Source organism: Serratia sp. FDAARGOS_506, from assembly GCF_003812745.1.
GTDB lineage: Bacteria > Pseudomonadota > Gammaproteobacteria > Enterobacterales > Enterobacteriaceae > Serratia.
The window spans coordinates 3,546,512-3,569,759 of sequence record NZ_CP033831.1; the positions used below are offsets into that span (position 1 = coordinate 3,546,512).

General features: G+C 59.8%; 23 protein-coding genes. 9 read left to right on the top strand and 14 right to left on the bottom strand.

Annotated features, from left to right (window positions below; all coding sequences use genetic code 11):
* The 3 genes from phnT to phnR form a co-directional block, all read right to left on the bottom strand.
* Window positions 1-1,125, bottom strand: a complete 1,125-nt coding sequence (gene phnT, locus EGY12_RS17260) for a 2-aminoethylphosphonate ABC transport system ATP-binding subunit PhnT (protein WP_253722974.1) — start codon at window positions 1,123-1,125, stop codon at window positions 1-3.
* A gap of 8 nt (window positions 1,126-1,133) precedes the next feature.
* Complete coding sequence (locus tag EGY12_RS17265) at window positions 1,134-2,144, bottom strand: 2-aminoethylphosphonate ABC transporter substrate-binding protein (protein WP_123894754.1); 1,011 nt, start codon at window positions 2,142-2,144, stop codon at window positions 1,134-1,136.
* Window positions 2,145-2,321: 177 nt separating this feature from the next.
* Window positions 2,322-3,041 (bottom strand): phosphonate utilization transcriptional regulator PhnR, encoded by a 720-nt coding sequence (gene phnR / locus EGY12_RS17270; RefSeq protein WP_123894755.1) that lies wholly within the window; start codon window positions 3,039-3,041, stop codon window positions 2,322-2,324.
* Window positions 3,042-3,196: 155 nt separating this feature from the next.
* On the opposite strand from phnR, the gene phnW reads away from it, so the two are divergent.
* Together phnW and phnX are read left to right on the top strand one after the other, a co-directional pair.
* Window positions 3,197-4,300, top strand: coding sequence for a 2-aminoethylphosphonate--pyruvate transaminase (gene phnW / locus EGY12_RS17275; RefSeq protein ID WP_123894756.1), 1,104 nt, complete (start codon window positions 3,197-3,199; stop codon window positions 4,298-4,300).
* Between the two features lie 9 nt (window positions 4,301-4,309).
* Window positions 4,310-5,119, top strand: coding sequence for a phosphonoacetaldehyde hydrolase (gene phnX, locus EGY12_RS17280; RefSeq protein WP_123894757.1), 810 nt, complete (start codon window positions 4,310-4,312; stop codon window positions 5,117-5,119).
* Between the two features lie 64 nt (window positions 5,120-5,183).
* On the opposite strand, the gene EGY12_RS17285 is transcribed toward phnX, so the two are convergent.
* The 3 genes from EGY12_RS17285 to hxpB all read right to left on the bottom strand — a co-directional run bounded on the left by EGY12_RS17285 (window position 5,184) and on the right by hxpB (window position 8,396).
* Window positions 5,184-6,575 (bottom strand): L-cystine transporter, encoded by a 1,392-nt coding sequence (locus tag EGY12_RS17285; RefSeq protein ID WP_038877619.1) that lies wholly within the window; start codon window positions 6,573-6,575, stop codon window positions 5,184-5,186.
* A gap of 181 nt (window positions 6,576-6,756) precedes the next feature.
* Window positions 6,757-7,305, bottom strand: coding sequence for a metal-dependent hydrolase (locus tag EGY12_RS17290; protein WP_004931456.1), 549 nt, complete (start codon window positions 7,303-7,305; stop codon window positions 6,757-6,759).
* Window positions 7,306-7,730: 425 nt separating this feature from the next.
* Window positions 7,731-8,396 carry a hexitol phosphatase HxpB gene (gene hxpB / locus EGY12_RS17295; RefSeq protein WP_123894758.1) on the bottom strand — a complete coding sequence of 222 codons (666 nt, stop codon included), beginning with the start codon at window positions 8,394-8,396 and terminating at the stop codon, window positions 7,731-7,733.
* Between the two features lie 232 nt (window positions 8,397-8,628).
* On the opposite strand from hxpB, the gene EGY12_RS17300 reads away from it, so the two are divergent.
* Complete coding sequence (locus EGY12_RS17300) at window positions 8,629-9,189, top strand: YniB family protein (protein ID WP_004931453.1); 561 nt, start codon at window positions 8,629-8,631, stop codon at window positions 9,187-9,189.
* A 35-nt stretch (window positions 9,190-9,224) separates the two neighbouring features.
* Here the strand turns inward: EGY12_RS17300 and EGY12_RS17305 are convergent, their stop codons facing one another.
* The 6 genes from EGY12_RS17305 to ghoS form a co-directional block, all read right to left on the bottom strand.
* Window positions 9,225-10,094, bottom strand: a complete 870-nt coding sequence (locus EGY12_RS17305; protein WP_004931452.1) for a fructosamine kinase family protein — start codon at window positions 10,092-10,094, stop codon at window positions 9,225-9,227.
* A 237-nt stretch (window positions 10,095-10,331) separates the two neighbouring features.
* Window positions 10,332-11,186 carry a metal ABC transporter permease gene (locus EGY12_RS17310; RefSeq protein WP_123894759.1) on the bottom strand — a complete coding sequence of 285 codons (855 nt, stop codon included), beginning with the start codon at window positions 11,184-11,186 and terminating at the stop codon, window positions 10,332-10,334.
* Complete coding sequence (gene yfeC, locus EGY12_RS17315; protein WP_123894760.1) at window positions 11,186-12,046, bottom strand: iron/manganese ABC transporter permease subunit YfeC; 861 nt, start codon at window positions 12,044-12,046, stop codon at window positions 11,186-11,188. Before yfeC ends, EGY12_RS17310 begins: the two co-directional genes overlap by 1 nt.
* Window positions 12,046-12,936: a manganese/iron ABC transporter ATP-binding protein gene (locus EGY12_RS17320; protein WP_004931446.1), complete on the bottom strand. Its 891-nt coding sequence runs from the start codon at window positions 12,934-12,936 to the stop codon at window positions 12,046-12,048. Before EGY12_RS17320 ends, yfeC begins: the two co-directional genes overlap by 1 nt.
* Complete coding sequence (locus EGY12_RS17325) at window positions 12,933-13,877, bottom strand: metal ABC transporter substrate-binding protein (protein WP_123894761.1); 945 nt, start codon at window positions 13,875-13,877, stop codon at window positions 12,933-12,935. Before EGY12_RS17325 ends, EGY12_RS17320 begins: the two co-directional genes overlap by 4 nt.
* Window positions 13,878-14,008: 131 nt before the next feature.
* The gene (gene ghoS / locus EGY12_RS17330) at window positions 14,009-14,308 is read right to left on the bottom strand and encodes a type V toxin-antitoxin system endoribonuclease antitoxin GhoS (protein ID WP_060419232.1); all 300 of its coding nucleotides are present in this window, start codon (window positions 14,306-14,308) and stop codon (window positions 14,009-14,011) included.
* A 109-nt stretch (window positions 14,309-14,417) separates the two neighbouring features.
* On the opposite strand from ghoS, the gene EGY12_RS17335 reads away from it, so the two are divergent.
* The 6 genes from EGY12_RS17335 (at window position 14,418) to EGY12_RS17360 (ending at window position 22,075) form a co-directional block, all read left to right on the top strand.
* Window positions 14,418-15,083, top strand: coding sequence for a transglycosylase SLT domain-containing protein (locus tag EGY12_RS17335; protein WP_025159924.1), 666 nt, complete (start codon window positions 14,418-14,420; stop codon window positions 15,081-15,083).
* 307 nt (window positions 15,084-15,390) lie between these two features.
* The gene (locus EGY12_RS17340; RefSeq protein WP_123894762.1) at window positions 15,391-16,116 is read left to right on the top strand and encodes a gluconate 2-dehydrogenase subunit 3 family protein; all 726 of its coding nucleotides are present in this window, start codon (window positions 15,391-15,393) and stop codon (window positions 16,114-16,116) included.
* A 2-nt stretch (window positions 16,117-16,118) separates the two neighbouring features.
* Window positions 16,119-17,900, top strand: a complete 1,782-nt coding sequence (locus EGY12_RS17345) for a GMC family oxidoreductase (protein WP_123894763.1) — start codon at window positions 16,119-16,121, stop codon at window positions 17,898-17,900.
* A gap of 12 nt (window positions 17,901-17,912) precedes the next feature.
* A complete protein-coding gene (locus EGY12_RS17350; RefSeq protein WP_123894764.1) occupies window positions 17,913-19,250 on the top strand; it encodes a cytochrome c in 1,338 nt (445 codons plus the stop codon).
* 257 nt (window positions 19,251-19,507) lie between these two features.
* A complete protein-coding gene (locus EGY12_RS17355; RefSeq protein WP_123894765.1) occupies window positions 19,508-20,791 on the top strand; it encodes an HAAAP family serine/threonine permease in 1,284 nt (427 codons plus the stop codon).
* Between the two features lie 150 nt (window positions 20,792-20,941).
* On the top strand, window positions 20,942-22,075 hold the full coding sequence (locus EGY12_RS17360; protein WP_123894766.1) for an ABC transporter substrate-binding protein: 1,134 nt from the start codon (window positions 20,942-20,944) through the stop codon (window positions 22,073-22,075).
* A 37-nt stretch (window positions 22,076-22,112) separates the two neighbouring features.
* Here EGY12_RS17360 and EGY12_RS17365 read toward each other — a convergent pair whose 3' ends face one another.
* Entirely contained in the window at window positions 22,113-22,799 is a 687-nt protein-coding gene (locus tag EGY12_RS17365) for a MarC family NAAT transporter (RefSeq protein ID WP_038877591.1), read from the bottom strand.
* A gap of 107 nt (window positions 22,800-22,906) precedes the next feature.
* Complete coding sequence (locus tag EGY12_RS17370) at window positions 22,907-23,104, bottom strand: hypothetical protein (RefSeq protein ID WP_123894767.1); 198 nt, start codon at window positions 23,102-23,104, stop codon at window positions 22,907-22,909.
* Between the last annotated feature and the right edge of the window lie 144 nt (window positions 23,105-23,248).

Consider the following 23,248-nt stretch of genomic DNA (forward strand, 5'->3'; position numbering starts at 1 on the left):
TCAGTCCTCGATCAGTACCGCGTCGTCGGGGGCGAAATAGAGCGGCACGCGCTCGCCGAGCTGCGGCATCTGGCTGCGATGGGTGGTGACCACGCGCAGCGGATGGCCTTCCGCGTCGAACTGCAGGTGCGTCAACTCCCCCTGCCAGTGAATATCGCACAGCGTACCGATGATGCAGTTGCTGCGTTGGGCATCGGCATCGAGCGCAATATGCTGCGGCCGAATGCACAGCAATTTGTCGAAGCCGCGTTGTGCGCCGTAGGTGAAGCAGCCGATCACTTTGCCGGCGCAGCTGACGGTGGTCATGCCTTGCCCGGTGGTCGTCTCCAGCGCGGTGGCCGGCAGCAGGTTGGCGCGGCCGAGGAACTCGGCGGCGAAGCGGTTCGTTGGATGATGATACAGCGCGCGGGTCTCGCCGTGGGCGATCAGGTGGCCGTCGCGCATGATGCCGATCTTGTCCGCCAGCGTCAGTGCTTCGCCCTGATCGTGGGTGACGTACAGGATGGTCAAGTCAGGCAACTCACGGTGCAGGCGGGCGATCTCTTCCACCATGCTGTGGCGAATTTGCGCGTCCAGCGCCGACAGCGGCTCATCCAACAGCAGTACTTTGGGGCGCACCGCGATGGCGCGAGCGATCGCCACCCGCTGTTGTTGGCCGCCGGAGAGCTGGCTGGGATAGCGCTTGGCGTAGGCGGACATGCCGACGATGGCCAACGCCTCTTCGACGCGCTCGGCGGTCAGGCCGCGCGGCTTGCCCTGGGCGCGCAGGCCGAACGCCACATTGTCCTCGACGCGCATATGCGGAAACAGCGCGTAGTTCTGCACCACCATGCCCAGACCACGCTCATAGGGCGGCACGTCGGTGACATCGGCGTCACCGATGGTAATGCGACCTGCGGAGGGCTGCACGAATCCGGCGATCGCCCGCAGCACGGTGGTTTTACCCGAACCGGAGGGGCCAATCAGCGCCAGCACTTCGCCGGGGGCGATAGTCAGCGTCAGGGGTTTCAGCACTTCGGTGCCGCGATACGACACGCTGACGCGGTCGAGCTGAATACCCGATGGCCCGGCGATGTCTTGGCTGTTATCCCGCGCCTCGGCGCGGGAAGAGAGAATAGCAGGCATCGTCAGAGTCATTCGGTCACCTTGTGCCAACGGGAGATGTCGGCAGACAGACTGCTCACCACTTCATTCCAGTCCGGCGCCCAGATGTCCACGCCTTTCAGCGCTGCCTGCGACTGCTTGAAGTTATCGTCGGTCGGGGTCACGTCTTTACGCACCGGCATACCGTAGGAGATGGCGCTGACGCTGCTCTGCGCTTCTTTGCTCAGCAGGAAGTCGATCAGCTTTTTACCGTTGGCGCCTTGCGGTGCACCTTGCACCAGGCCGACATAGTAAGGCAGTACCAGCGTGCTGCGCTTGCCGTCCGGCCCGGCCGGCCAGAACACCTTCACGTTCGGGTTGCTGCGCATCTGCGCCAGGTTCATCTGCAGATCGCCGTTAGCCACCAACAGCTCGCCTTTATTGACCAGCGCAGTCAGCTTGCCGGTAGAAGCGGAAGGGCCGACGTTATTGCTTTGCAGCTTGCCGAGGTAGTCGAAACCGGCGTCTTTGCTACCGAAGCTGTGAAATGCCTGCAGCATCACCGCGGTGCCGTCACCCGCCTGGCCTGGCGTGGAGTACTGCAGCTTGTTGCGGAACTGCACATCCAGCAGCTGTTGATAGCTGGCGGGCGCTTGCGGCAACAGTTTGGCGTTATAGATGAAGCTCAGGTAGTTGTTCACCAGCGGCACGAACTGCGGCTGGGCGTCGGCTATCTGCGCGGCATCCTGCGGAGTGAAGTCCTGCAGCAGTTTTTCCGCGGCGGCGCGCTGGATGAATGGCGGCAGCGTGACCAGCACGTCGGCCTGCGGGTTGCTGCGTTCTTTCGACAGCCGCTCTACGATGGCGCCGGAGCCGCCTTCGACGTATTGCACCTTGATGCCGGTTGCCTGAGTGAAGGCGTCGAACTGGGTTTGATACCAGCTGTGATCGCCGTCGTGCAAACCATCGGCGGAGTAGACGGTCACCACCGCATCGGCGGCCCAGGCCGGCGCGGAGCCGAGTGCGATGGCGGTCATCACGACCAGACGAGAAAGTTTCATAGCTTCAGCCTCACTGTTGCGGGTTAATGCGAAACTGGTATACACCAGATATGCGGCCAAGCTAATGGGTGAATATGACAAACAAATGAAAGCGGCAAAATATATTTGCCGGCAACGGGGGATTGAGCGTGGGAGAGAAAGGTGGGGCGGCGGGCGCAGCCCCTGTCTTGCCGGGGGTTAAAGCGTATCGACTTCGATGCGCAGGCTGTCGTGGCGCCAGTATTCGATATCAAAATCGAGAATGCGGCCGTGCTGATCGTAATTCAAGCGGCGCAGCAATAAAGCGGGCAGGCCGACCATGGCGCCGAGCGCGTTGGCGGCGCGGTAAGGCAGAGCCGTCGGGTAGAACGACAGGTGCATGTTGCTGTAAATCAATGCGTAATGCTGTTGATAGACCTCGGTCAGGCTGCCGTTGAGATCGTGGCTGAGCAGTTCCGGCACCCGCTGCGGTAGGCAGTGGTTTTCGCAGTAGCAGATCGCGCGGCCGTCGGCGTAGCGCACGCGGCGCAGCAGATACACCTGATCGAACGGTTCGAGCGCCAGCGATTGCATGACGTCGAGCGGCACCGTGGTTTTCTCGCCGGACAACAGCGCAGTGCGCGGCGTTCGCCCCTGCTCCTGGCAGAGGCGGTGGAAGTTGGTGTTCTGCGTCGGATCCAACCACAGCCGTTCCGGCGTGACGAACCAGCCGCGGCGATCGGCGCGGTAGATGGCGCCGGTGGCCTCCAGCTGCGCCAGGCTCTCGCGAATGGTGACGCGAGTGGTGGAGAAAATGGCACACAGCTCGCGCTCCGAAGGCAGCTTGTCGCCCGCCTGCAGCGCGCCGCGGGTGATACGCGCCTGAAGCTGATCCTTTATCTGCAGATAGTGGGGCATATCGCCCTGATGTTCTTTCATTTCATCTCGCTATGGCATCGGCCCGACATTCCGGCACGCGCTTATTATACATAGCCAGATGAATTTTTTGTTTCACCGCGCTTTGTCGTTTGACCAGGGAAGGAATTTGCCGCCACAATGATTGCAATCTGGTATAGACCAAATAGGTGAATAACATGTCCGATCGTAAGTACCTGCTGTTGACCCCCGGCCCGTTGACCACGTCGAAGACGGTAAAAGAGGCGATGCTGTTCGACAGCTGCACCTGGGATGAAGATTACAACCTCGGCGTGGTGCAGCGCATCCGCCAACAGTTGGTGGCGCTGGCGACGCCGTCCGCCGGCTACACCTCGGTGTTACTGCAGGGCAGCGGCAGCTTTGCGGTGGAAGGCGTGCTGGGCACGGTCATCGGCCCGCAGGACAAGCTGTTGATCGTCAACAACGGTGCCTATGGGGCGCGGATGATCGAAATGGCACGGCTGATGGATATCGATCACCACGCTTTCGACTGCGGTGAGGTGAATGAGCCGGACGTGGCGGCGATGGAGGCGGTGCTGAAAAGTGATGCGCGCATCAGCCATATCGCCATGGTGCATTGCGAAACCACCACCGGCATGCTCAACCCGCTGCAGAAGGTCGCCGGCCTGGCGGCGCGCAATGGCAAGACCTTTATCGTCGACGCGATGAGCAGCTTCGGTGGCATCCCGCTGGATGTGGACGCGCTGGGCGTTGATTTTTTGATCAGCTCCGCTAACAAATGCATTCAGGGCGTGCCGGGCTTCGCTTTCGTCATCGCCCGCCGCAGCGAGCTGGAGAAATGCGCCGGGCGTTCACGCTCGCTGTCGCTGGATCTGTATGCCCAGTGGCGCTGTATGGAAGACCAGGCCGGCAAATGGCGCTTTACGTCGCCGACCCACACCGTGCTGGCCTTCGCGCAGGCGCTGAAAGAGCTGGAACACGAGGGCGGCATTGCTGCGCGCCACCGGCGCTATCAGACCAATCAGCGGCGGCTGGTGGCGGGCATGCGTGAACTGGGCTTTGAGACTCTGCTCGATGATGCGTTGCATTCGCCGATCATCACCGCGTTCTATTCGCCAAAGGCCGACACATACCGCTTTGCCGAATTTTATCAGCGCCTGAAGCAGCAAGGGTTTGTGATCTATCCCGGCAAAGTGTCGCAGAGCGACTGCTTTCGCATCGGCAACATCGGGGAAATTTACCCGCAAGATATCGAACGTTTGCTGGCGGCAGTCGGGCAGGCGATGTACTGGAATCAATAAGGATTGACCATGAAACAGATCAACGCAGTGATCCTCGACTGGGCCGGCACCACGGTGGATTTCGGCTCCTTTGCGCCGACGCAAATTTTCGTCGAGGCGTTCAAACAAACCTTCGATATCGACATCAGCCTGGCGGAGGCGCGCATTCCGATGGGGCTGGGCAAATGGCAGCACATCGAAGCGCTGGGCAAACTGCCGGCGGTTGATGCCCGCTGGCGGCAGAAGCTGGGCCGCTCGATGAGCCATCAGGACATCGACGCGCTGTATCAGGCGTTTATGCCGCTGCAAATCGCCAAAGTGATCGACTTCGCCGATCCCATCGAGGGCGTGCCGCAGGTGATTGCCGAGCTGCGCGAACAGGGCATTAAAATCGGCTCCTGCTCCGGTTATCCGCGTGCGGTGATGGAAGTGCTGGTGCCCGCCGCTGCGCAGCGCGGCTACGCGCCGGATTACTGGGTCGCCACTGACGATCTCGCGGCCGGTGGCCGGCCAGGGCCGTGGATGGCGTTGCAGAACGTCATCGCGCTGGGCATCGATGCGGTGGCGCACTGCGTGAAAGTGGATGACGCGGTGCCGGGCATTACTGAAGGGTTGAACGCCGGGATGTGGAGTGTCGGATTGGCACTGTCCGGCAACGAGTTCGGTGCGACCTGGCAGGAGTACCGCCAAATGCCGGAAGGTGAGATAGAGCAGCGCCGTACGGCGGCCGCCGATAAGCTGTATGCGGCGGGCGCACATTATGTGATAGACACGCTGGCGCAATTGCCGGGCGTGATCGCCGACATCAACCGGCGGCTGGCCAACGGCGAGCGGCCGTAACGACCGAGCGCGGGGCATAAAAAAACCGGGGATGATCCCCGGTTTTTTTCGTTTTGAGACGGCGTTAACGGTGAGCCAATTCGACTTCGTCTTCGCTGTCCATCACGGCTTTGTCGGTTTGCTTCATCAGCTGGCTGGTAATGGTGCCCGCCGCCATGGAGCCGTTGACGTTCAGCGCGGTACGGCCCATGTCGATCAGCGGTTCGACCGAGATCAGCAGCGCGACCAGCGTCACCGGCAGACCCATCGCCGGCAGTACGATCAGCGCGGCGAAGGTGGCGCCGCCACCCACGCCCGCCACGCCGGCGGAGCTGATGGTGACGATGCCGACCAGGGTGGCGATCCACACCGGATCCAGCGGGTTGATGCCAACGGTTGGCGCAACCATTACCGCCAGCATTGCCGGGTAGAGGCCTGCGCAACCGTTCTGGCCGATGGTGGCGCCGAACGACGCCGAGAAGCTGGCGATGGATTCCGGCACGCCCAGGCGGCGGGTCTGCGCTTCCACGTTCAATGGAATGCTGGCGGCGCTGGAGCGGCTGGTGAAGGCGAAGGTGATCACCGGCCACACCTTGCGGAAGAACTTCATCGGGTTAACGCCGGTGAAGGCCAGCAGGACAGCGTGTACCACGAACATGATGGCCAGGCCGATGTACGAGGCCACCACGAAGCTACCGAGCTTGACGATGTCGTGAATGTTGGAACCGGCGACCACTTTGGTCATCAGCGCCAGCACGCCGTACGGCGTCAGCTTCATGACCAAACGCACCAGTTTCATCACCCAGGCCTGCAGGGTGTCGATAGCGACCAGCACGCGCTCGCCTTTCGGCTTGTCGTCTTTCAGCAGCTGCAGCGACGCCACGCCGAGGAAGGTGGCGAAGATCACCACGCTGATGATCGACGTCGGGCTGGCGCCAGTCAGATCGGCGAACGGGTTTTTCGGAATGAACGACAGCACCATCTGCGGCACGGTCAGATCGGCCAGTTTGCCCACGTAGTTGGTTTGGATCGCCGTCAGGCGAGCGCTTTCCTGCGCGCCTTGCACCAGACCTTCGGCGGTCAGGCCGAACAGGTTGGTGACCAGCACGCCCACGAGCGCCGAGATCAGCGTGGTGAACAGCAGCGTGCCGATAGTCAGGACGCTGATTTTGCCCAGGGAAGAGGCGTTGTGCAGCTTGGCCACCGCGCTCAGGATCGAGGCGAACACCAGCGGCATGACGATCATTTGCAACAGCTGCACATAGCCGTTGCCGACGATGTTGAACCAGCTGATGGATTCTTTCAGCACCGGGTTGTCGGAGCCGTACACCAGCTGCAGGCCCAGGCCGAACACCACGCCGACCACCAGGCCGACCAGCACTTTTTTCGCCAGGCTCCATTGCTTGTGGCGGGTTTGCGCCAACAGCAACAGGAGCGCGACAAACACCAGCACGTTAATCACGAGCGGAAGATTCATCCCCAATGTCTCCAATAATCTTTCTTATAAAAACGACTACGCATCACGTATGTCGCGATGTAAATATCGTAACAGTTTGCCGAGTGGCCTACTTATATCCAAATGGAATTTGATATAGCTTTTTGTGTGTTTTTGTTCGTTTTATATACGCAAGGGTGATGGGTTGAGTCTGTTTTTGTGATCAGAGTCTGATATTTCTGATTTGCTCAACATAGGATTGCACCGGCAGGGTGAAATCACCTTGCCAACAGATGGCAAACGCCACCAGGCACAGACACAGCACGCGCTCGAGCTGGTTGCCTTTTTGCGAGTTGAGCAGCGGCAGGCGAAAACGCCAGCGGCACGGCCACAGCAGCGGAACGCCGGCGGGGGTGAGCATATCGGCCAGCAGGTGGCTGAAGTAGCCGATGATCATGGCGTGCAGCGCGTCTGCCGGGATTGGCCAGCTGCGCGGCACGTCCAACTGGAACAGCGCCATGCCGCCGGCTATCGCCAGCAGGCTGTGGGTGAAGCCGCGGTGGCCGAAGGCGCGGGCGATGGGCAGGGCAATCCAGCGCAGACGCTGGCCCAGTACCGACTTGGGGTGATCGATGTCCGGCAGCAGCGAGGTCAGCAGCGCGGCGGGTATGATGTGCCACCAGTCGCCGGTAGCCAGCTCTGGCGTGACTTCCGCCTTCTTGGCGAAGATCGCGCAAGCGACAGAGAAAATGAGATGTCCTTCCGCAGTCATGCTGTTGCGATTCCGGCTGGTAAACTGTTAATTTATCCAGTATATGGGAAAATTCCCAGTAGTGGAAGCAGTTACCCTGTAACCAATTGTTTATTTTTCCCTGTTTTACAACGGCTTGTTAATGAAACGCCTAACAAATCATCGATTCTGACGTGAGGGAACGAAAAGCGGGCGATGGTCGGTGTGTAACGGAGAGACACGAAGGCGGTTTTCAGTGTGCGGCGGCGGGAGGAAGCGGCGGCCGCGAAGAGCGCTGCGTGGCAGTGACAACGCTCTGCGAACCGCCGCTTTCCCTGCCGCCCAGCATAGTAACAACAGCATGCCGATTCAATAATAATGAAACGCTGTTTCGTTTGTTTTGCGGCACAGATCCCTTTTATGACGCAGAGCGGAAAAGCCAGGGCGCCGGTGGCCGGCGCCGCAGGTCAGGCAACGTGGGCGGGGGTGAGCTGTTCCAGGGTCTCCAGCTTGTGATCAGCCAGCGCCCAGCGCGGATCGTGGCGGTATTCGGCGGCTGGGATCACGATGGAACGCATCCGCGCGGCCTTGGTGGCGATCATGCCGTTAAAGGAGTCTTCCAGCGTGATACAGCGCAGCGGATCGCTGCCCAGGCGTTCGGCGGCGATCAGGTAGACCTCCGGGTGCGGTTTGCTGTACGGCAGGTATTCGGCAGAAACCAGCTGATCAAAGTAACCCTCAAGATCGAACATTTTCAGCACCTGCTGTTGCATATGCAGCGGCGAGGCGGAGGCGAGACCGATGTTCAGCCCCTGGCTACGGCACAGCTCCAGCGCCTGCCGCACGCCCGGCAACAGCGGACGCGTCTCGTGCACCAGCTCGATGGCGCGTTCGATAATCCGCGCCGACACCTCATCGAGCGAAACCCCTTGCCAGGGCATCGCCTGGTACCACATCTTCACCACCAGATCGATGCGCAATCCCAGGGTGTCCGGCAGTTTGTGGCGATCGGACAGATCCAGACCCAGCGCGCCGAAGATATCCAGCTCGGCCTGCAGCCACAGCGGTTCTGAATCGATCAACAAGCCGTCCATATCAAAAATTGCGGTTTCAATGCGTTGCGAATAAGCCATTAACGGTTAACTCCTGCCGGCGCGGGTGAATGTCCCGCTACTGTAGCATTGCCGGCGGGGCGCTTCAAAACGGGGCCCCACCAACAAGGGGGCGTGAATCGCGGGTAAACTGTTGATTTCGGCGAATTCGGCTAAGCTTGTAGCACAGCGGGAATGAAGAAAACGGTGGGCGATTTTCGCCAACTGCAGGTAGACTTAGCCGATTCGGTTACGTCGCTAACAAGGGGAACACATGACGTATCAACAGGCCGGGCGTATCGCCATTTTGAAACGCATTCTCGGATGGGTGGTTTTTATCCCGGCGTTGCTGTCGACGCTGATTTCCGTGCTGGGCTTTATCTATCAGCACAGTGAAAAAACCAAGGGCATCAACGCGGTGATGCTGGATTTTGTCCACGTGATGGTGGATATGGTGCGCTTCAATACGCCGTTCCTGAACCTTTTCTGGTACAACTCGCCGGTGCCTGACGTGGATAAAAGCCTGTTCAGCGGCGCCAATCTGATGTTCATCATCATCTATATACTGATCTTCGTTGGGCTGGCGCTGCAGGCTTCCGGCGCGCGTATGTCGCGCCAGGTCAAGTTCATCCGCGAAGGGTTGGAAGATCAAATGATCCTGGAGCAGGCCAAGGGCAGCGAAGGACATACGCGCCAGCAGCTGGAGGAGCGCATTACGCTACCACACCACACCATCTTCCTGCAGTACTTCCCGCTGTACATCCTGCCGATCGTGATTGCGGTGATCGCCTGGTTCGTGATCCGCCTGCTGGGGCAGTTGGCCGGTGCGGCCTGAGCCATGAGCGGGGCGCCGAGCGGCGCCCCGAAAGGTTACGACGCCTCGGGCTGCAACAGCGCTTCCACCGCGCGTTGCGCAGCCACCAGATGCTGGCCGCCGAACAGGTTGCTGCGGTTGAGCAGGTAGTACAGCTGATACAGCGGCTGGCGCTCGATAAACCCGGCTCCCAGCGGCCATACGCTCTGATAGCCGTCGTAGATCTGCGGCGGCAGCTCCGGATACAGCGGCAGCATCGCTAAATCGCACTCTCGGTCGCCCCAGTAGCTGGCCGGATCGAACAGAATCGGCCCGTGGGCGGTCATCGCGCAGTTGCCCGGCCACAGGTTGCCGTGCAGTAGCGAAGGCTGCGGCTGGTGGTGCTGCAAGCGCAGATACACCCGATCGACGATGTCGTCGATATCGCCGAAGGTCATGCCTTTCTCCGCCGCCAGTTGCAGCTGCCAGCCGATGCGCTGCTCGGCGAAGAATTCCGACCAACGGCGCTGCCAGGCGTTGGGTTGCGGGGTGGTGGTCAGATCGCTGTCGAAGTCGAGACCGAACTGTGGTTGCTCACTCCACTGGTGCAAATGCGCCAACTGCTGGCCCAGGCAGTAGGCGCCGTGGGCGTCGAGGGGTTTCAGCTGCTGATACTCCAGCAGCAGGAAGCTGTAGTCGCGATCGCTGCCGACGCCGTACACTTCCGGCACCCGCACGCTTTTGCTGCGCGCCAGCAACGCCAGCTGATCGGCCTCGGCGGTGAATATCGGCAGTTGTTCACGGGCGTCGCATTTCACGAACACCTCGTTGTCACCGTAACTCACGCGCCACGCCGGGTGAATGTCGCCCCCGGGCAGTTCAATCCTTTCGCGTATCTCTGCGCTGCCAAGATGTTCACTTAACAGACGGCTAACGGCTTGCCACATGGTATTTCCCCCTCTGTGCTGCCTGATAATTCATTAGGTTAGCGTCTTTCCCGTGGTGAAAACACGACGCGGCGCACAGCCGGCGTCAAAGGCGGCGATTTTTTCAGCACCTCGCCAGCTCAAAGTATATACCCTATTGATTAATTTAAGCGCAATACCGGTTGCAACTTGATGACAACGAGGCAATGAGCAGGGGGAGGTGATGCGGCGAACAGAGGGCATCGCCGCATCGGGGAGTTAACCGCCGGCGGGGGCGGCTTGGTTACGCCGTAACGGACGTAGCTTGCTGTACAACAAGGCGATAACGAACAGCACGGCCTGCACGATGACGATGCAGGGCCCGGTGGCGCCGTCGATGTGGAAGCTGATCAGGGTGCCGAGCACGCAGGAGAACACCGACACCACCGTCGCCACCATCAGCATGCGGTCGAAGCGGCGACACAGCATAAAGGCGATGATGCCGGGGGCGATCAGCATGGCGATCACCAGGATCACCCCCACGGCCTGCAGCGAGGCGACGATGGTCATCGCCAGCAGACACAGCAGCCCGTAGTGCAGCAGCTTGACCGGCAGGCCAATTACTCGTGCATGATGTGGATCGAAGCAGTACAGCATGAAATCTTTACGCTTGAGCAACACTACCGCCAGAGTGATGCCGGCGATCAGCAGGGTTTGCTTCAGCTCGCCGTCGGTAATGCCCAGCATGTTGCCGAACAGAATGTGGCTCAGGTGCTGGTCGGTATCGATGCGCGAGAACAGCACCAGCCCGAAGGCGAACATGCCGGAAAAGACGATGCCCATCACCGTGTCTTCTTTCACCCGGCTGTTCTCTTTCAGGTAGCCGGTGGCTACCGCGCAAAAGATGCCGGAGAGGAACGCGCCGATCGCCAGCGGGATGCCGACCACGAACGCCACCACGATGCCGGGCAGCACCGCGTGCGAGATGGCGTCGCCCATCAGCGACCAGCCTTTGAGCACCAGATAGCAGGAGAGCACGGCGCACACTACGCCGGTGACGATAGCGGCGACGATCGCCCGCTGCATGAACGGGTAGGCGAAGGGTTCGCTGAGCAGTTGATACAGGGTGTCCATCAGCGGCCTCCGGTTTGCGAATGCGCCACGCGGCGCCGGGACGCCAGCAGGCCGTGTTTCGGTGCGAAGATGAACGCCGCCAGGAACACCAGCGTTTGCAGGGTGACGATAACGCCCCCGGTGGCGCCGTCGAGGAAGAAACTCAGGTACGCGCCAACGCCGCTGGTCAGTGCGCCGATGATGATGGCGATGATCACCAGCCGGCTGAAGCGATCGGTCAGCAGGTAGGCGGTAGCGCCCGGCGTGATCACCATGGCGATCACCAGAATGGCGCCGACGGTCTGCAGCGCGGCGACGGTGCAGGCGCTGAGCAGGGTGAAAAACAGGATCTTCAGCCGCAGTGGCGACAGGCCGATCGACACCGCGTGGCTTTCGTCGAAGAACACCGCCAGCAGGTCTTTCCACACCAGGCACAGGATCAGCAGCGAAACGCCGATGATGATTTCCACCTGCAGCACGTCTTCGTCGGCGATGCCGAGGATATTGCCGAAGATGATCGATTGCACGTTGACCGCGGTGGGGTTGAGCGACACGATCAGCAGGCCGACGGCGAAGAAGGTGGAGAAAATAAAGCCGATGATGGCGTCTTCGCGCAGCCGGGTGATGTGGCGCACCAGCGTCATTGCCAGCGCCGCCAGCATGCCGGTGAAGAAGGCGCCGGCGGCGTAGGGCAGACCAAGCGCGTAGGCGCCGGCCACGCCGGGTACCACCGAGTGCGACAGCGCATCGCCCATCAGCGACCATCCCTTCAGCATCAGGTAGGCGGAGAGGAACGCACAGGCGGCGCCGACGATGGCGCTGACCCAGATGGCTTTCACCATGTAGTTATAACTGAAAGGTTGCAGCAGAAGGTCCAGCATCAGGATTGTTTCTCCCTGGCCTGGCTGTTGGCCGGCGGATCGCTCTTGGTGTGGCCGTAGAAGACCGCCGGGCGCTCATCGTCGGTCAACACCGTAACGGTGCGCGGATCGTTGTCGTCGTGCAGATCTGGGCCGGAGAGGTTGATATGGCGCAGCACGCCGCCGAACGCCTGCTCCAGGTTGCTCTGGGTGAAGGTGGTCTCGGTCGGGCCGGCGGCCAGCACCGTGCGGTTGATGAGGATCACCCGATCGCAGAACTCCGGCACGCTGCCGAGGTTATGGGTGGAGACCAGGATCAGGTGCCCCTCATCGCGCAGCGCGCGCAGCAGCTCGATAATGGCGTTCTCGGTTTTCACATCCACGCCGGTGAACGGTTCGTCCAGCAACAGCACGGTGCCCTGTTGCGCCAGCGCGCGCGCCAGGAACACGCGTTTCTTCTGGCCGCCGGACAGCTCGCCGATCTGGCGGCCGCGCAGCTCGCTCAAGCCGACGCGCTCCAGCGCCTTGTCGACCCGCAACCGATCCTCGCGCGACGGAATGCGCAGAAAGTTCATCTTGCCGTAGCGCCCCATCATCACCACGTCCTCCACCAGCACCGGGAAGTTCCAGTCGACGTCTTCGGTCTGCGGCACGTAGGCGATCAGGTTCTTTTTCAGCGCGTCCGCCACCGGTTTGTCGCTGAGCGACACCTGGCCGGCGGTGGGCCTGACCAGGCCCATGATGCTTTTGAACAACGTTGACTTGCCGCTGCCATTGACGCCGACCAGCGCGCAGATAGAACCGCCGCTCAGGGTGAAGCTGGCGTTATGAATGGCGGTGTGCCCGTTGTTGTAGGTCACGGTTACGTCGTCCACGTTCAATTCAGGGCGGACAAACGGCTCATGGGTCATTGATCGAATCCTTTGGCGATAGTTTGCACGGTGGTGTTAAGCAGGTCGATATAGGTCGGCACCGGGCCATCGCGGGTGGACAGCGAATCCACGTACAGCACGCCGCCGTATTTGGCACCGGTTTCTTTCGCCACCTGTTTGGCAGGCTTGTCGGAAATGGTGCTCTCGCTGAATACCACCGGAATATGGTGGGCCCGCACCGCATCGATCACCCGGCGTACCTGCTGCGGCGAACCTTGCTCATCGGCGTTGATCGGCCACAGATAAACTTCTTTCAGCTGATAGTCCTGCGCCAGATAGCTAAAGGCGCCTTCGCTGGTTACCAGCCAACGCTGTGCGGCAGGAATACGCGCCAGGCGTTCGCGCAGCGGGGCATCCAGCGCGCCGATCTTCTCTGCGTAAGCCTTGGCATTGCGGTTGTAGGTTTCCGCATGGGCCGGATCGTGCTCCACCAGCGCTTTGCGGATGTTCTCGATGTACACCAGCGCGTTGCTCGGCGACATCCACGCATGTGGATTAGGGTTGCCGTTATACGGTCCTTCGCGGATCGGTAGCGGGGTGATGCCCTCGGTTACGACCGCCGCCGGCACCTGCTTGATATTCTCGAAGAAACGCTGGAACCAGCGCTCCAGGTTCATGCCGTTCCACAGGATCAGGTCGGCGTGCTGCGCCTTGACGATGTCGCGCGGGGTAGGTTGATAGTCGTGGATCTCGGCGCCCGGTTTGGTGATGGATTCCACCACGGCGGCGTCACCCGCCACGTTCTGGGCAATGTCTTGAATGATGGTAAAGGTGGTCACCACGCGCAGCTTCTTTTCCGCCAGGGCGTGTGGGCTGGCCATTGCGGAGCCTAGCAGCAGGCAGGCTAGCGTGAAAGGGCGTAACAGTGCGGCAGCGCGGGGAAGGCAACTACGGCGAAAAGCGCAACTTATCAATGGCATGATGACGTCTCCTGATTCAAATGAAAATGATTATCAATATCAATTGAAGCGAAGTCAAGCGTCACTTGCCCACCGCCGGCGGGGTATTTCTCCAACTGAAAAAATAATACCGTCCGGGGAGTTATAGCATTTTATGTATCAGTATGTAACCGCTGAAGGTAGTCCTTACAGCTGCATATCGTCACCTCCGGCTGTTTTCCCAATGCCAACTGTCCGAACCCCTGTGCCAGGCGCTGCACATCCTCTTGATCCAGCACGGTTATAAACGCAAAACTGTTGCTGCCGAGTTCGTGGTGAACGCCATTCTCGTCTGTCACCGACGTGACAAAACCCTCCCGCGTCAATTGCCCGGTCAGCTTCGCCAGGTCGGTCAATCCCTCTTCCTGATAGCGAAAAGTCACCACAAAGCAGCTTGTTGCAGATTGACTCATAAATCACCTCTTGGTATATGGATAGCTTGAGATTAGTCCAAAAAATTACTGCAGGTGTCCTTACAAGTTGTATATGCTACGCAACTCATTGAAAGGAGTGAGGGATTCTGTGAAAACAAAAATAGGTTGCCTTACGGCAATTTTACTTTTGTCGGGGTGCGCCAAAGACCCGCAAACGGCAAGCAATATTTCAGGCAGTGGCACAACGCGCGGCGGTTGGTTAAAACCCCCTCCGCAGGCACCGGTAAACCGCACAGGCACGCCGGTTGTTTATAACGATTACATTCGTCAGGCCGCCAGCAACTATGGCGTCGACGAAACGCTGATTAAAGCGATTATTCAGGTGGAGTCCGGGTTTAACCCGAACGTGGTCAGCACCTCGAACGCAGTGGGATTGATGCAGCTTAAGGCTTCTACCGCCGGCCGCGACGCCTATCGCATGAAAGGACGAAGCGGGCAACCCAGCTCGCGTGAGCTGAAGGATCCGGCGGTCAATATTGATCTGGGAACGGCCTATATCAATATTCTTCAAAGCCAGCAGCTAGCCGGGATCAACAACCCACAGACTTTGCGTTATGCCACCATCGTTTCTTACGTGAACGGGGCGGGCGCCATGTTGCGCACCTTCTCCTCGGACAAGCGCGTGGCGGTTAATCGCATCAATCAGATGAGCCCGGATGAGTTTTATCAGCACATCCAGAAAAAGCACCCGGCGCCGCAGGCACCGCGCTATTTGTGGAAGGTGACCACCGCCTATCAGGCGATGTCGCAGTAACCCTCTATCCTGTCGAATCGGCCGCAAAACGCGGCCGATTTTGTTTCAGATGCCGCTGCAGAGCGCGACCTACCTCTCACTTTTCGTTATTTCCTCACCACTTATTGGAAAAACCGCACAAAAAGTTAAATTTACGTTAGCAGATAAATCTTTACGTTCATTCAATAAGTTACCGGTAACATTTTTGCATTTGCTCGGGTTTTGACCTTCACTAAATAGACAATTAAGTAACAAATTATTTTAAAAACCCGTATCGACCGCAAGGTTGCGGTTAAATAGTTGTGACTATCTTTGGATGGAATGTGACATGTCGAATCATAAAACCAACAATTCGCGGCGCGATTTCTTGTTGAAATCGATGACCTTAATTCCTGCGGCGGTAATTGGTGGCAGCGGCGTTGGCGCGCTGACGGCACCGGCACCGGCGGTCGCAGCCTCGAACACTTCAACGCAGAACGATTACCAGCCGACCTTTTTCACCCCGGAAGAGTGGGCCTTCATCAAGGCCGCCGTCGCGCGCCTGATCCCGGCCGATGAACGCGGCCCCGGCGCACTGGAGGCCGGCGTACCGGAGTTTATCGATCGTCAGATGAATACTCCGTATGCCACCGGTTCCATCTGGTACATGCAAGGGCCGTTCAACCCCGATGTGCCGAAGGAGATGGGCTATCAGCTGCCGCTGGTGCCTAAGCAAATCTATAACCTCGGCATCAGTGACGCCGACGCCTACAGCAAGAAAACCGCCGGCAAGCCGTTCGCCGAGCTGGATGGCGCGCAGCAAGACGCCATGCTGCAAAAATTTGAGTCCGGCGATGCGGAGTTCCAGCAACTGCCGTCGAAACTGTTCTTCTCCTATCTGCTGCAAAACACCCGTGAAGGTTTCTTCAGCGATCCGATCCATGGCGGTAACAAAGACATGGTTGGCTGGAAGCTGATTAATTTTCCGGGCGCGCGCGCCGATTTTATGGACTGGGTTGAGCGAGGGGAGCGTTATCCCTTCCCGCCGGTATCGATTCGAGGGGAGAGGGGCTAAGCATGGCAACGGTAATGAAAAAAGTAGACGCGGTGATCGTCGGCTTCGGCTGGGTGGGCGCGATCATGGCCAAAGAGCTGACCGAGGCCGGCCTCAACGTGGTGGCGCTGGAACGTGGCCCGATGCGCGACACTTATCCGGACGGTTCTTATCCGCAGGTGATCGACGAGCTGACCTATAACATCCGCCGCAAACTGTTCCAGGATCTGTCGAAAAGTACCGTCACTATTCGCCACAACAGCAGCCAGACCGCGGTACCTTACCGCCAGCTGGCGGCGTTCCTGCCGGGCACTGGCGTCGGCGGCGCCGGCCTGCACTGGTCAGGCGTGCATTTTCGCGTCGATCCGATCGAACTGCGCATGCGCAGCCACTATGAAGAGCGCTACGGCAAAAACTTCATTCCGAAGGACATGACCATCCAGGACTTCGGCGTGACCTACGACGAGCTGGAACCCTTCTTCGATAAAGCGGAGAAAGTGTTCGGCACCTCCGGCACCGCCTGGACCATCAAAGGACAGAAAGTGGCGCAGAAGGGCGGCAACCGCTTTGCGCCGGACCGTTCCGACGACTTCCCGCTGCCGGCACAGAAAAATACCTACTCCGCCCAGCTGTTCGAGAAAGCGGCGCTGGAGGTGGGTTACCACCCTTACAACCTGCCGTCCGCCAACACTTCGGATTCTTACACCAACCCGTACGGCGCGCAGATGGGCCCGTGCAACTTCTGCGGTTTCTGCAGCGGCTACGCTTGCTACATGTACTCCAAAGCCTCGCCGAACGTCAACATTCTGCCGGCGCTGCGTATGGAGAAACGCTTCGAGCTGCGCACCAACGCCAACGTGCTGAAGGTTAACCTGACCGACGACAAGTCCCGCGCAACCGGCGTGAACTACGTCGATGCGCAGGGTCGCGAGATTGAACAACCGGCCGATCTGGTGATCCTGGGCGCGTTCCAGTTCCACAACGTGCACCTGATGCTGCTGTCCGGCATCGGCAAGCCTTACGATCCGGTGACCGGCGAAGGCGTGGTTGGGCGCAACTTCGCCTACCAGAACATGACCACCATCAAGGCGTTCTTCGATAAAGACGTGTTCACCAACCCGTTCATCGGTGCCGGCGGCAACGGCGTGGGCGTGGACGACTTTAACGCCGATAACTTCGACCACGCCAAAGAGGGCTTTGTCGGCGGTTCGCCGTTCTGGGTCAACCAGGCGGGCACCAAGCCGATTTCCGGCCTGCCGACGCCTCCGGGCACTCCGGCCTGGGGCAGCAAGTGGAAAGCGGCGGTGGCGGATGCCTACACCCACCACGTCTCGATGGACGCCCACGGTGCGCACCAGTCGTATCGCAGCAACTATCTGGATCTCGATCCCAACTACAAGAACGTATTTGGTCAGCCGCTGCTGCGCATGACGTTCGACTGGCAGGAAAACGACATCAAGATGGCGCAGTTCATGTACGACAAGATGGCGCCGATCGCCAAGGCGATGAACCCGAAATTGATCGCCGGCAGCCCGAAGAACGCCAACAGCCACTTCGATACCACCAGCTACCAGACCACCCACATGAACGGCGGCGCGGTAATGGGGGAAGATCCGAAGACCAGCGCGGTCAACCGCTATCTGCAGAGCTGGGACGTGCACAACGTGTTCTCGATCGGCGCATCGGCCTTCCCGCAGGGGCTGGGCTACAACCCGACCGGCACCGTGGCGGCGCTGGCTTACTGGTCTGCCCGCGCCATTCGCGAGCAGTATCTGAAAAACCCAGGCCCATTGGTGCAGGCATAAGGACGGCGAACGATGAAAGCATTTGTACCGGCACTGGTTCTCAGTGCAGTGAGTTTTTCCGTTTGGGCTCAGGACGCCACCGTCAGCAGCGAGCTGATCAAGCGCGGTGAATACCTGGCACGCGCCGGCGACTGTGTGGCCTGCCACACTGACGGCAAGAGCGGCAAAACCTTCGCCGGCGGTCTGGCGATGGAGACGCCGATCGGCACCATCTATTCCACCAACATCACGCCGGACAAGAAAACCGGCATCGGCGATTACAGCTTCGAGGATTTCGACAATGCGGTGCGTAAGGGCGTAGCCAAAAACGGCAGCACCCTATACCCGGCGATGCCGTATCCGTCGTTCGCGCTGGTGAAAGAAGACGACATGCGCGCCATGTATGCCTATTTCATGCACGGCGTGCAGCCGGTGGAGCAGGCCAACAAGGATTCCGACATCCCGTGGCCGCTGTCGATGCGCTGGCCGCTGAGCATCTGGCGCGGCATGTTTGCGCCGTCGCCGGCGGACTTCGTGGCTGACGCCAAGGCCGATCCGGTGATTGAACGCGGCCGTTACCTGGTGGAAGGCCTGGGCCACTGTGGCGCTTGCCATACCCCGCGCAGCATCACCATGCAGGAAAAAGCGCTGAGCAATAACGAGGGCGACGATTACCTGTCCGGCAGCAATGCGCCGATCGACGGCTGGGTTGCCTCGAGCCTGCGCAGCGACCGCAAGGATGGTCTGGGAAGCTGGAGCGAAGCCGAGCTGACCGAGTTCCTGAAAACCGGCCGTAACGACAAGGCGATCGTGTTTGGCGGCATGAGCGACGTGGTTGAGCACAGTCTGCAATACCTGAGCGACGACGATCTGACCGCCATCGCTCGCTACCTGAAATCGCTGCCGCCGAAAGACGGCAAGCAGCAGGCGGCACCGGTCGAAGACAGCGTGGCCAAGGATCTGTGGCGTGGCGACGACAGCAAGCCTGGCGCGGCGCTGTATGTCGATAACTGCGCGGCCTGTCACCGCACCGACGGCGTGGGCTACAAGCGCGCCTTCCCGTCGCTGAAGGGCAACCCGGTGGTGCAGACCGAGGACGCGACCTCGCTGATCCACATCGTGCTGACCGGCAACACCACGCCGGCGGTGCAGGGGGCGGTGTCCAACATCACCATGCCGCCGTTTGGCTGGCGTCTGAACGATCAGCAGGTGGCGGACGTGGTGAACTTCATCCGCACCAGCTGGGGCAACAGCGCCAAACCGGTGAGTGCCTCCGACGTGGCCAGCGTGCGTAAAGACCGCTCGATGATCCGCGACGAGAAAGAGATGGGCAGCGCCGAGGTGCCGGACCACCCGGACGCGAAGAAGTAAACCGTTTAAGGGCTCCGCAAGGGGCCCTTAGTTTTTAATGCGTACGCCGGTTTTTTCAGCACTTCCTGTTCGCAAATCGTTCGTTCGGCCGATAAAACATAGACCCGCAGGGTATTTTTCATTATCCTTTGCCGTCCTTTCATCAGGCGTAAGTATGAAATATCGCTTTAATTCACTGATTACTATTAAAAAGTTCGCGGAGAAGGATATCCCGTTAGGCGCAATCGTTGGCGTCGTAGATTAAGGTAGACTGTCTCATGAGTACGATTTCTCCCGATTCAGGCACGCTGACGGCCGCTCAGCCCGCCAAATGGAACAAAACCGACACCGTCTGGATGTTCGGTCTCTATGCCACCGCGGTAGGTGCCGGCACGCTGTTCTTGCCGATCAACGCCGGTTTGAACGGCCCTTTGGTGCTGTTGTTGATGGCGCTGTTCGCTTTCCCGCTGACCTATTTACCGCACCGCGCGCTCAGCCGCTTCGTGCTGTCCGGCTCCAGCCGCGACGGCAATATTCACGATGTGGTGGTGGAACACTTCGGCGTGCTGGCCGGCAAAATCATCATGATGCTCTATCTGCTGGCGTTCTTCCCGATCGTGCTGGTGTACAGCATTTCGATCACCAACGCGCTGGACAGCTTCCTGATCCATCAGTTCCACGTGGCGCCGCTGCCGCGTATCTGGCTGAGTCTGGCAGTGGTGGTGGTGCTCAATCTGGTGCTGCTGCGCGGCAAAGACAGCATCGTGGCGGCGATGGGCATGCTGGTGTTCCCGCTGCTGGTGTTCCTGATGGGCATTTCGCTGTACCTGATGCCGAGCTGGAATACCGCCAACTTCGTGCATGGCCTGGCCGCTACCCGCTTCGACACGCCGGGGCTGTGGCATTCGCTGTGGCTGGCGGTGCCGGTAATGGTGTTCTCCTTCAGCCATGCGCCGATCATCTCTTCCTTCGCCTCGACCCAGAAGAGCCTTTATGGCGATAAGGCGGAACGCCGCTGCGCGCGCATCATGCGCTACAGCTATGTGCTGATCTGCGTCACCGTGCTGTTCTTCGTGTTCAGCTGCGTGCTGAGCCTGTCCCATGAAGACATGCAGCAGGCGAAAGATCAGAACATCACGGTGCTGACCACGCTGGCCAACAAGTTTTCCAACCCGCTCATCGCTTACCTCGGCCCGGTGATGGCGATGCTGGCAATGGCCAAATCCTATCTCGGCACTTCGCTGGGGGTGACGGAAGGGGCGACCAGCCTGATCGACGGCGTCACGCGCGCGGTCGGCAAGCCGCTCAGCTCGCGTATGACGCATCGCATCTCGGCGGTGTCGCTGTTTCTGCTTACCTGGGCAGCGACGGTGTGGAACCCCAGCGCGCTGCACATCATCGAAACCATCAGCGGCCCGCTGATTGCCGCCATCCTGTTCATCCTGCCGATGTACGCGGTGCGCGCGGTGCCGGCAATGCGTAAATACCGCGCGGCGAGCAACGTATTCGTGCTGGTGATGGGCCTGATCGCGCTGTCGGCGTTGATCTACGGTCTGGTGTGATCCTCAGGGCGCGCCGTCTCCGGCGCGCCTCTTAAGCTCGCGTTACACATCCCTTTGCAATTAATCGCCGGATAACGCGGCGCGACCTTTGATAATGCTAGCCATTCTCATTACTATTCCTTGGTTGAATTGTTTACCAAGGAGCTTTTCGTGCACCGTCGAATCACTCTGTCGGCGCTGGTTTGCGCTGCTGCGCTTTCCGCCCCGGCGATGGCCACCACCTATCCGCTGACCCTGACCGACACCTCCGGCCAGACGCTCACCCTCCAGCAAGAGCCGAAACGCATCGTGGTGCAGGATGGACGCGACATTCTCACGCTGGCGCTGCTGGATCGCGCCAACCCGTTCGGTCGGCTGGTGGCCTGGAACAACCTGCTGAAGAAAAGCGACGCGGCGACCTGGGACATCTTGCAAAGCAAATGGCCGGCGGCGAAAAACATCATCGACATGGGGTTCAGCGACAAGGGTGAAGTCAATCTGGAGAGCGTGATCGCCAAGCGCCCCGATCTGATGATCGCCCAGTTGCGCTCCAAACCTTCGCTGAGCCAAACCGGCGTGCTGGATAAGCTCAAGGCGTTGAACGTGCCGGTGCTGTTTATCGACACCATGCTTAAGCCGGTGGAAAACACGCCGAAAAGCGTGACGCTGCTGGGGGAAACCCTCAACCGCGAAAGCGAGGCCAAGCAATATACCGACTATTATCAGCAGCACTATCAGGCCATTCTGGCCAAGACGCAGGCGGTGGAACCCAAACCGCTGGTGTTCTTTGAAGCCAAGGCCGGTTTGAACGGGCTGGAATCCTGTTGCTATACCCACTCCCACGTCGGCTGGGGTGCGCTGGTGGAAGCGGTCGGCGCGCGCAATATCGGCTCTGCGCTGCTGCCGGGCGCGACCGGCGATGTGTCGCTGGAAAAAGTGATCAGCATGAAGCCGGATGCCTACATCGTTTCCGGCTCGCAGTGGGCCAGCAAGACCAACGCCGCGGTGCCGTTCGGCTATGGCGTGACGCAACGGCAGGTGGATGAAGCTTTCAACCGCATGAAACAGCGCCCGGGGTTCGCTCAGGTGTCTGCGGTGAAGGAAGGGCGGTTCTACGGCATCTACCATAACTTCTACAACCACCCGTACAACATCGTCGGTCTGGAGTATCTGGCGAAGTTTATCTATCCGGCGCAGTTCCCGGATCTGGATCCGGCCAAGACCTACAGCGAGATCCTCAGCCGCTTTACCGAAGTGCCGGAAGGCAAGGGCATTTTGGGCGCGCAGGCGCCGGCGGGGAAATAACGGCAACGGGCGCGGCGAGCGCGCCCGTTTGGGATGGTCAGGCGGCCGGCGTATAGGTGGAGATAATCTCCAGCACGCCGTTGATGATGAACTGTACTCCCATGCACACCAGCAGGAAGCCCATCAGGCGCGAGATCGCCTCGATGCCGCTTTTCCCCACCAAGCGCATGATGGCGCCGGAACTGAGCAGACAGCCCCATAGGATCACGGCGACCGTCAGGAAGATGGCGACCGGCGCCACGGCCAGCACCCAGGGTTCAAAACCCAACGTGTTCGCTTTGACGCTCGACGCCGAGCTGATGATCATCGCGATGGTACCCGGCCCGGCGGTGCTCGGCATGGCCAAAGGTACGAAGGCGATGTTGGCCGACGTCTTATGGCGCAGCTCGTGCGACTTGCTCTCCACCTCCGGTGCCTCTTCAGGGCTCTGCTGGGGGAACAACATGCGAAAACCGATGAAGGCGACGATCAGGCCGCCGGCGATGCGCAGGCCGGGGATCGAAATGCCGAAGGTGTTCATCACCACCTGCCCGGCGTAAAACGCCACCGTCATGATGCAGAACACATAAACCGAGGCCATCAGCGACTGCTGATTGCGCTCTTCGCGCGTCATATTGCCGGACAACCCGAGCAACAACGCCACCGTGGTCAGCGGGTTGGCCAGCGGCAACAGCAGCACCAAACCCAGTCCGATGGCCTGGAATAACTGCAAAATACCCGTCATAAGATAGACTCCCTGTGCAACGTTCAAGCCGCCAGGCGGCGGCCCATGAGTTGAACAGCCTAGCCTGCTGCGTGCCTGGCGACAATGGGGATAGCTCGGAAGGTTAATTAACCGTCGGCCGGCGCTTCATCTTCGCCATTGCACTCGCCGGCGAGCTCAGGTTCATCCTCACAGCCCAGCTGCGCTTCGTTGACCGCAATCACTCGCGGCACCGAACGCGCGCCAAAATGCACCAGCCCATATAGCGTCGCTAATACCGCGCATACCACGACGAGGACTGCGAGTAACCGGTTCATATTTTGCATAAGTCTCGGTGGGGAACTGACTGGTTTCAGAATAGCGGCTGGCGGCGAAGATCGCCACGCGGAGCGGATATATCGCCGAGCGGATACGACAAAATGCGCTGCGCTCGAAAGAGATGCGTAATTTTTGTGTTTTATGGCCTTTTT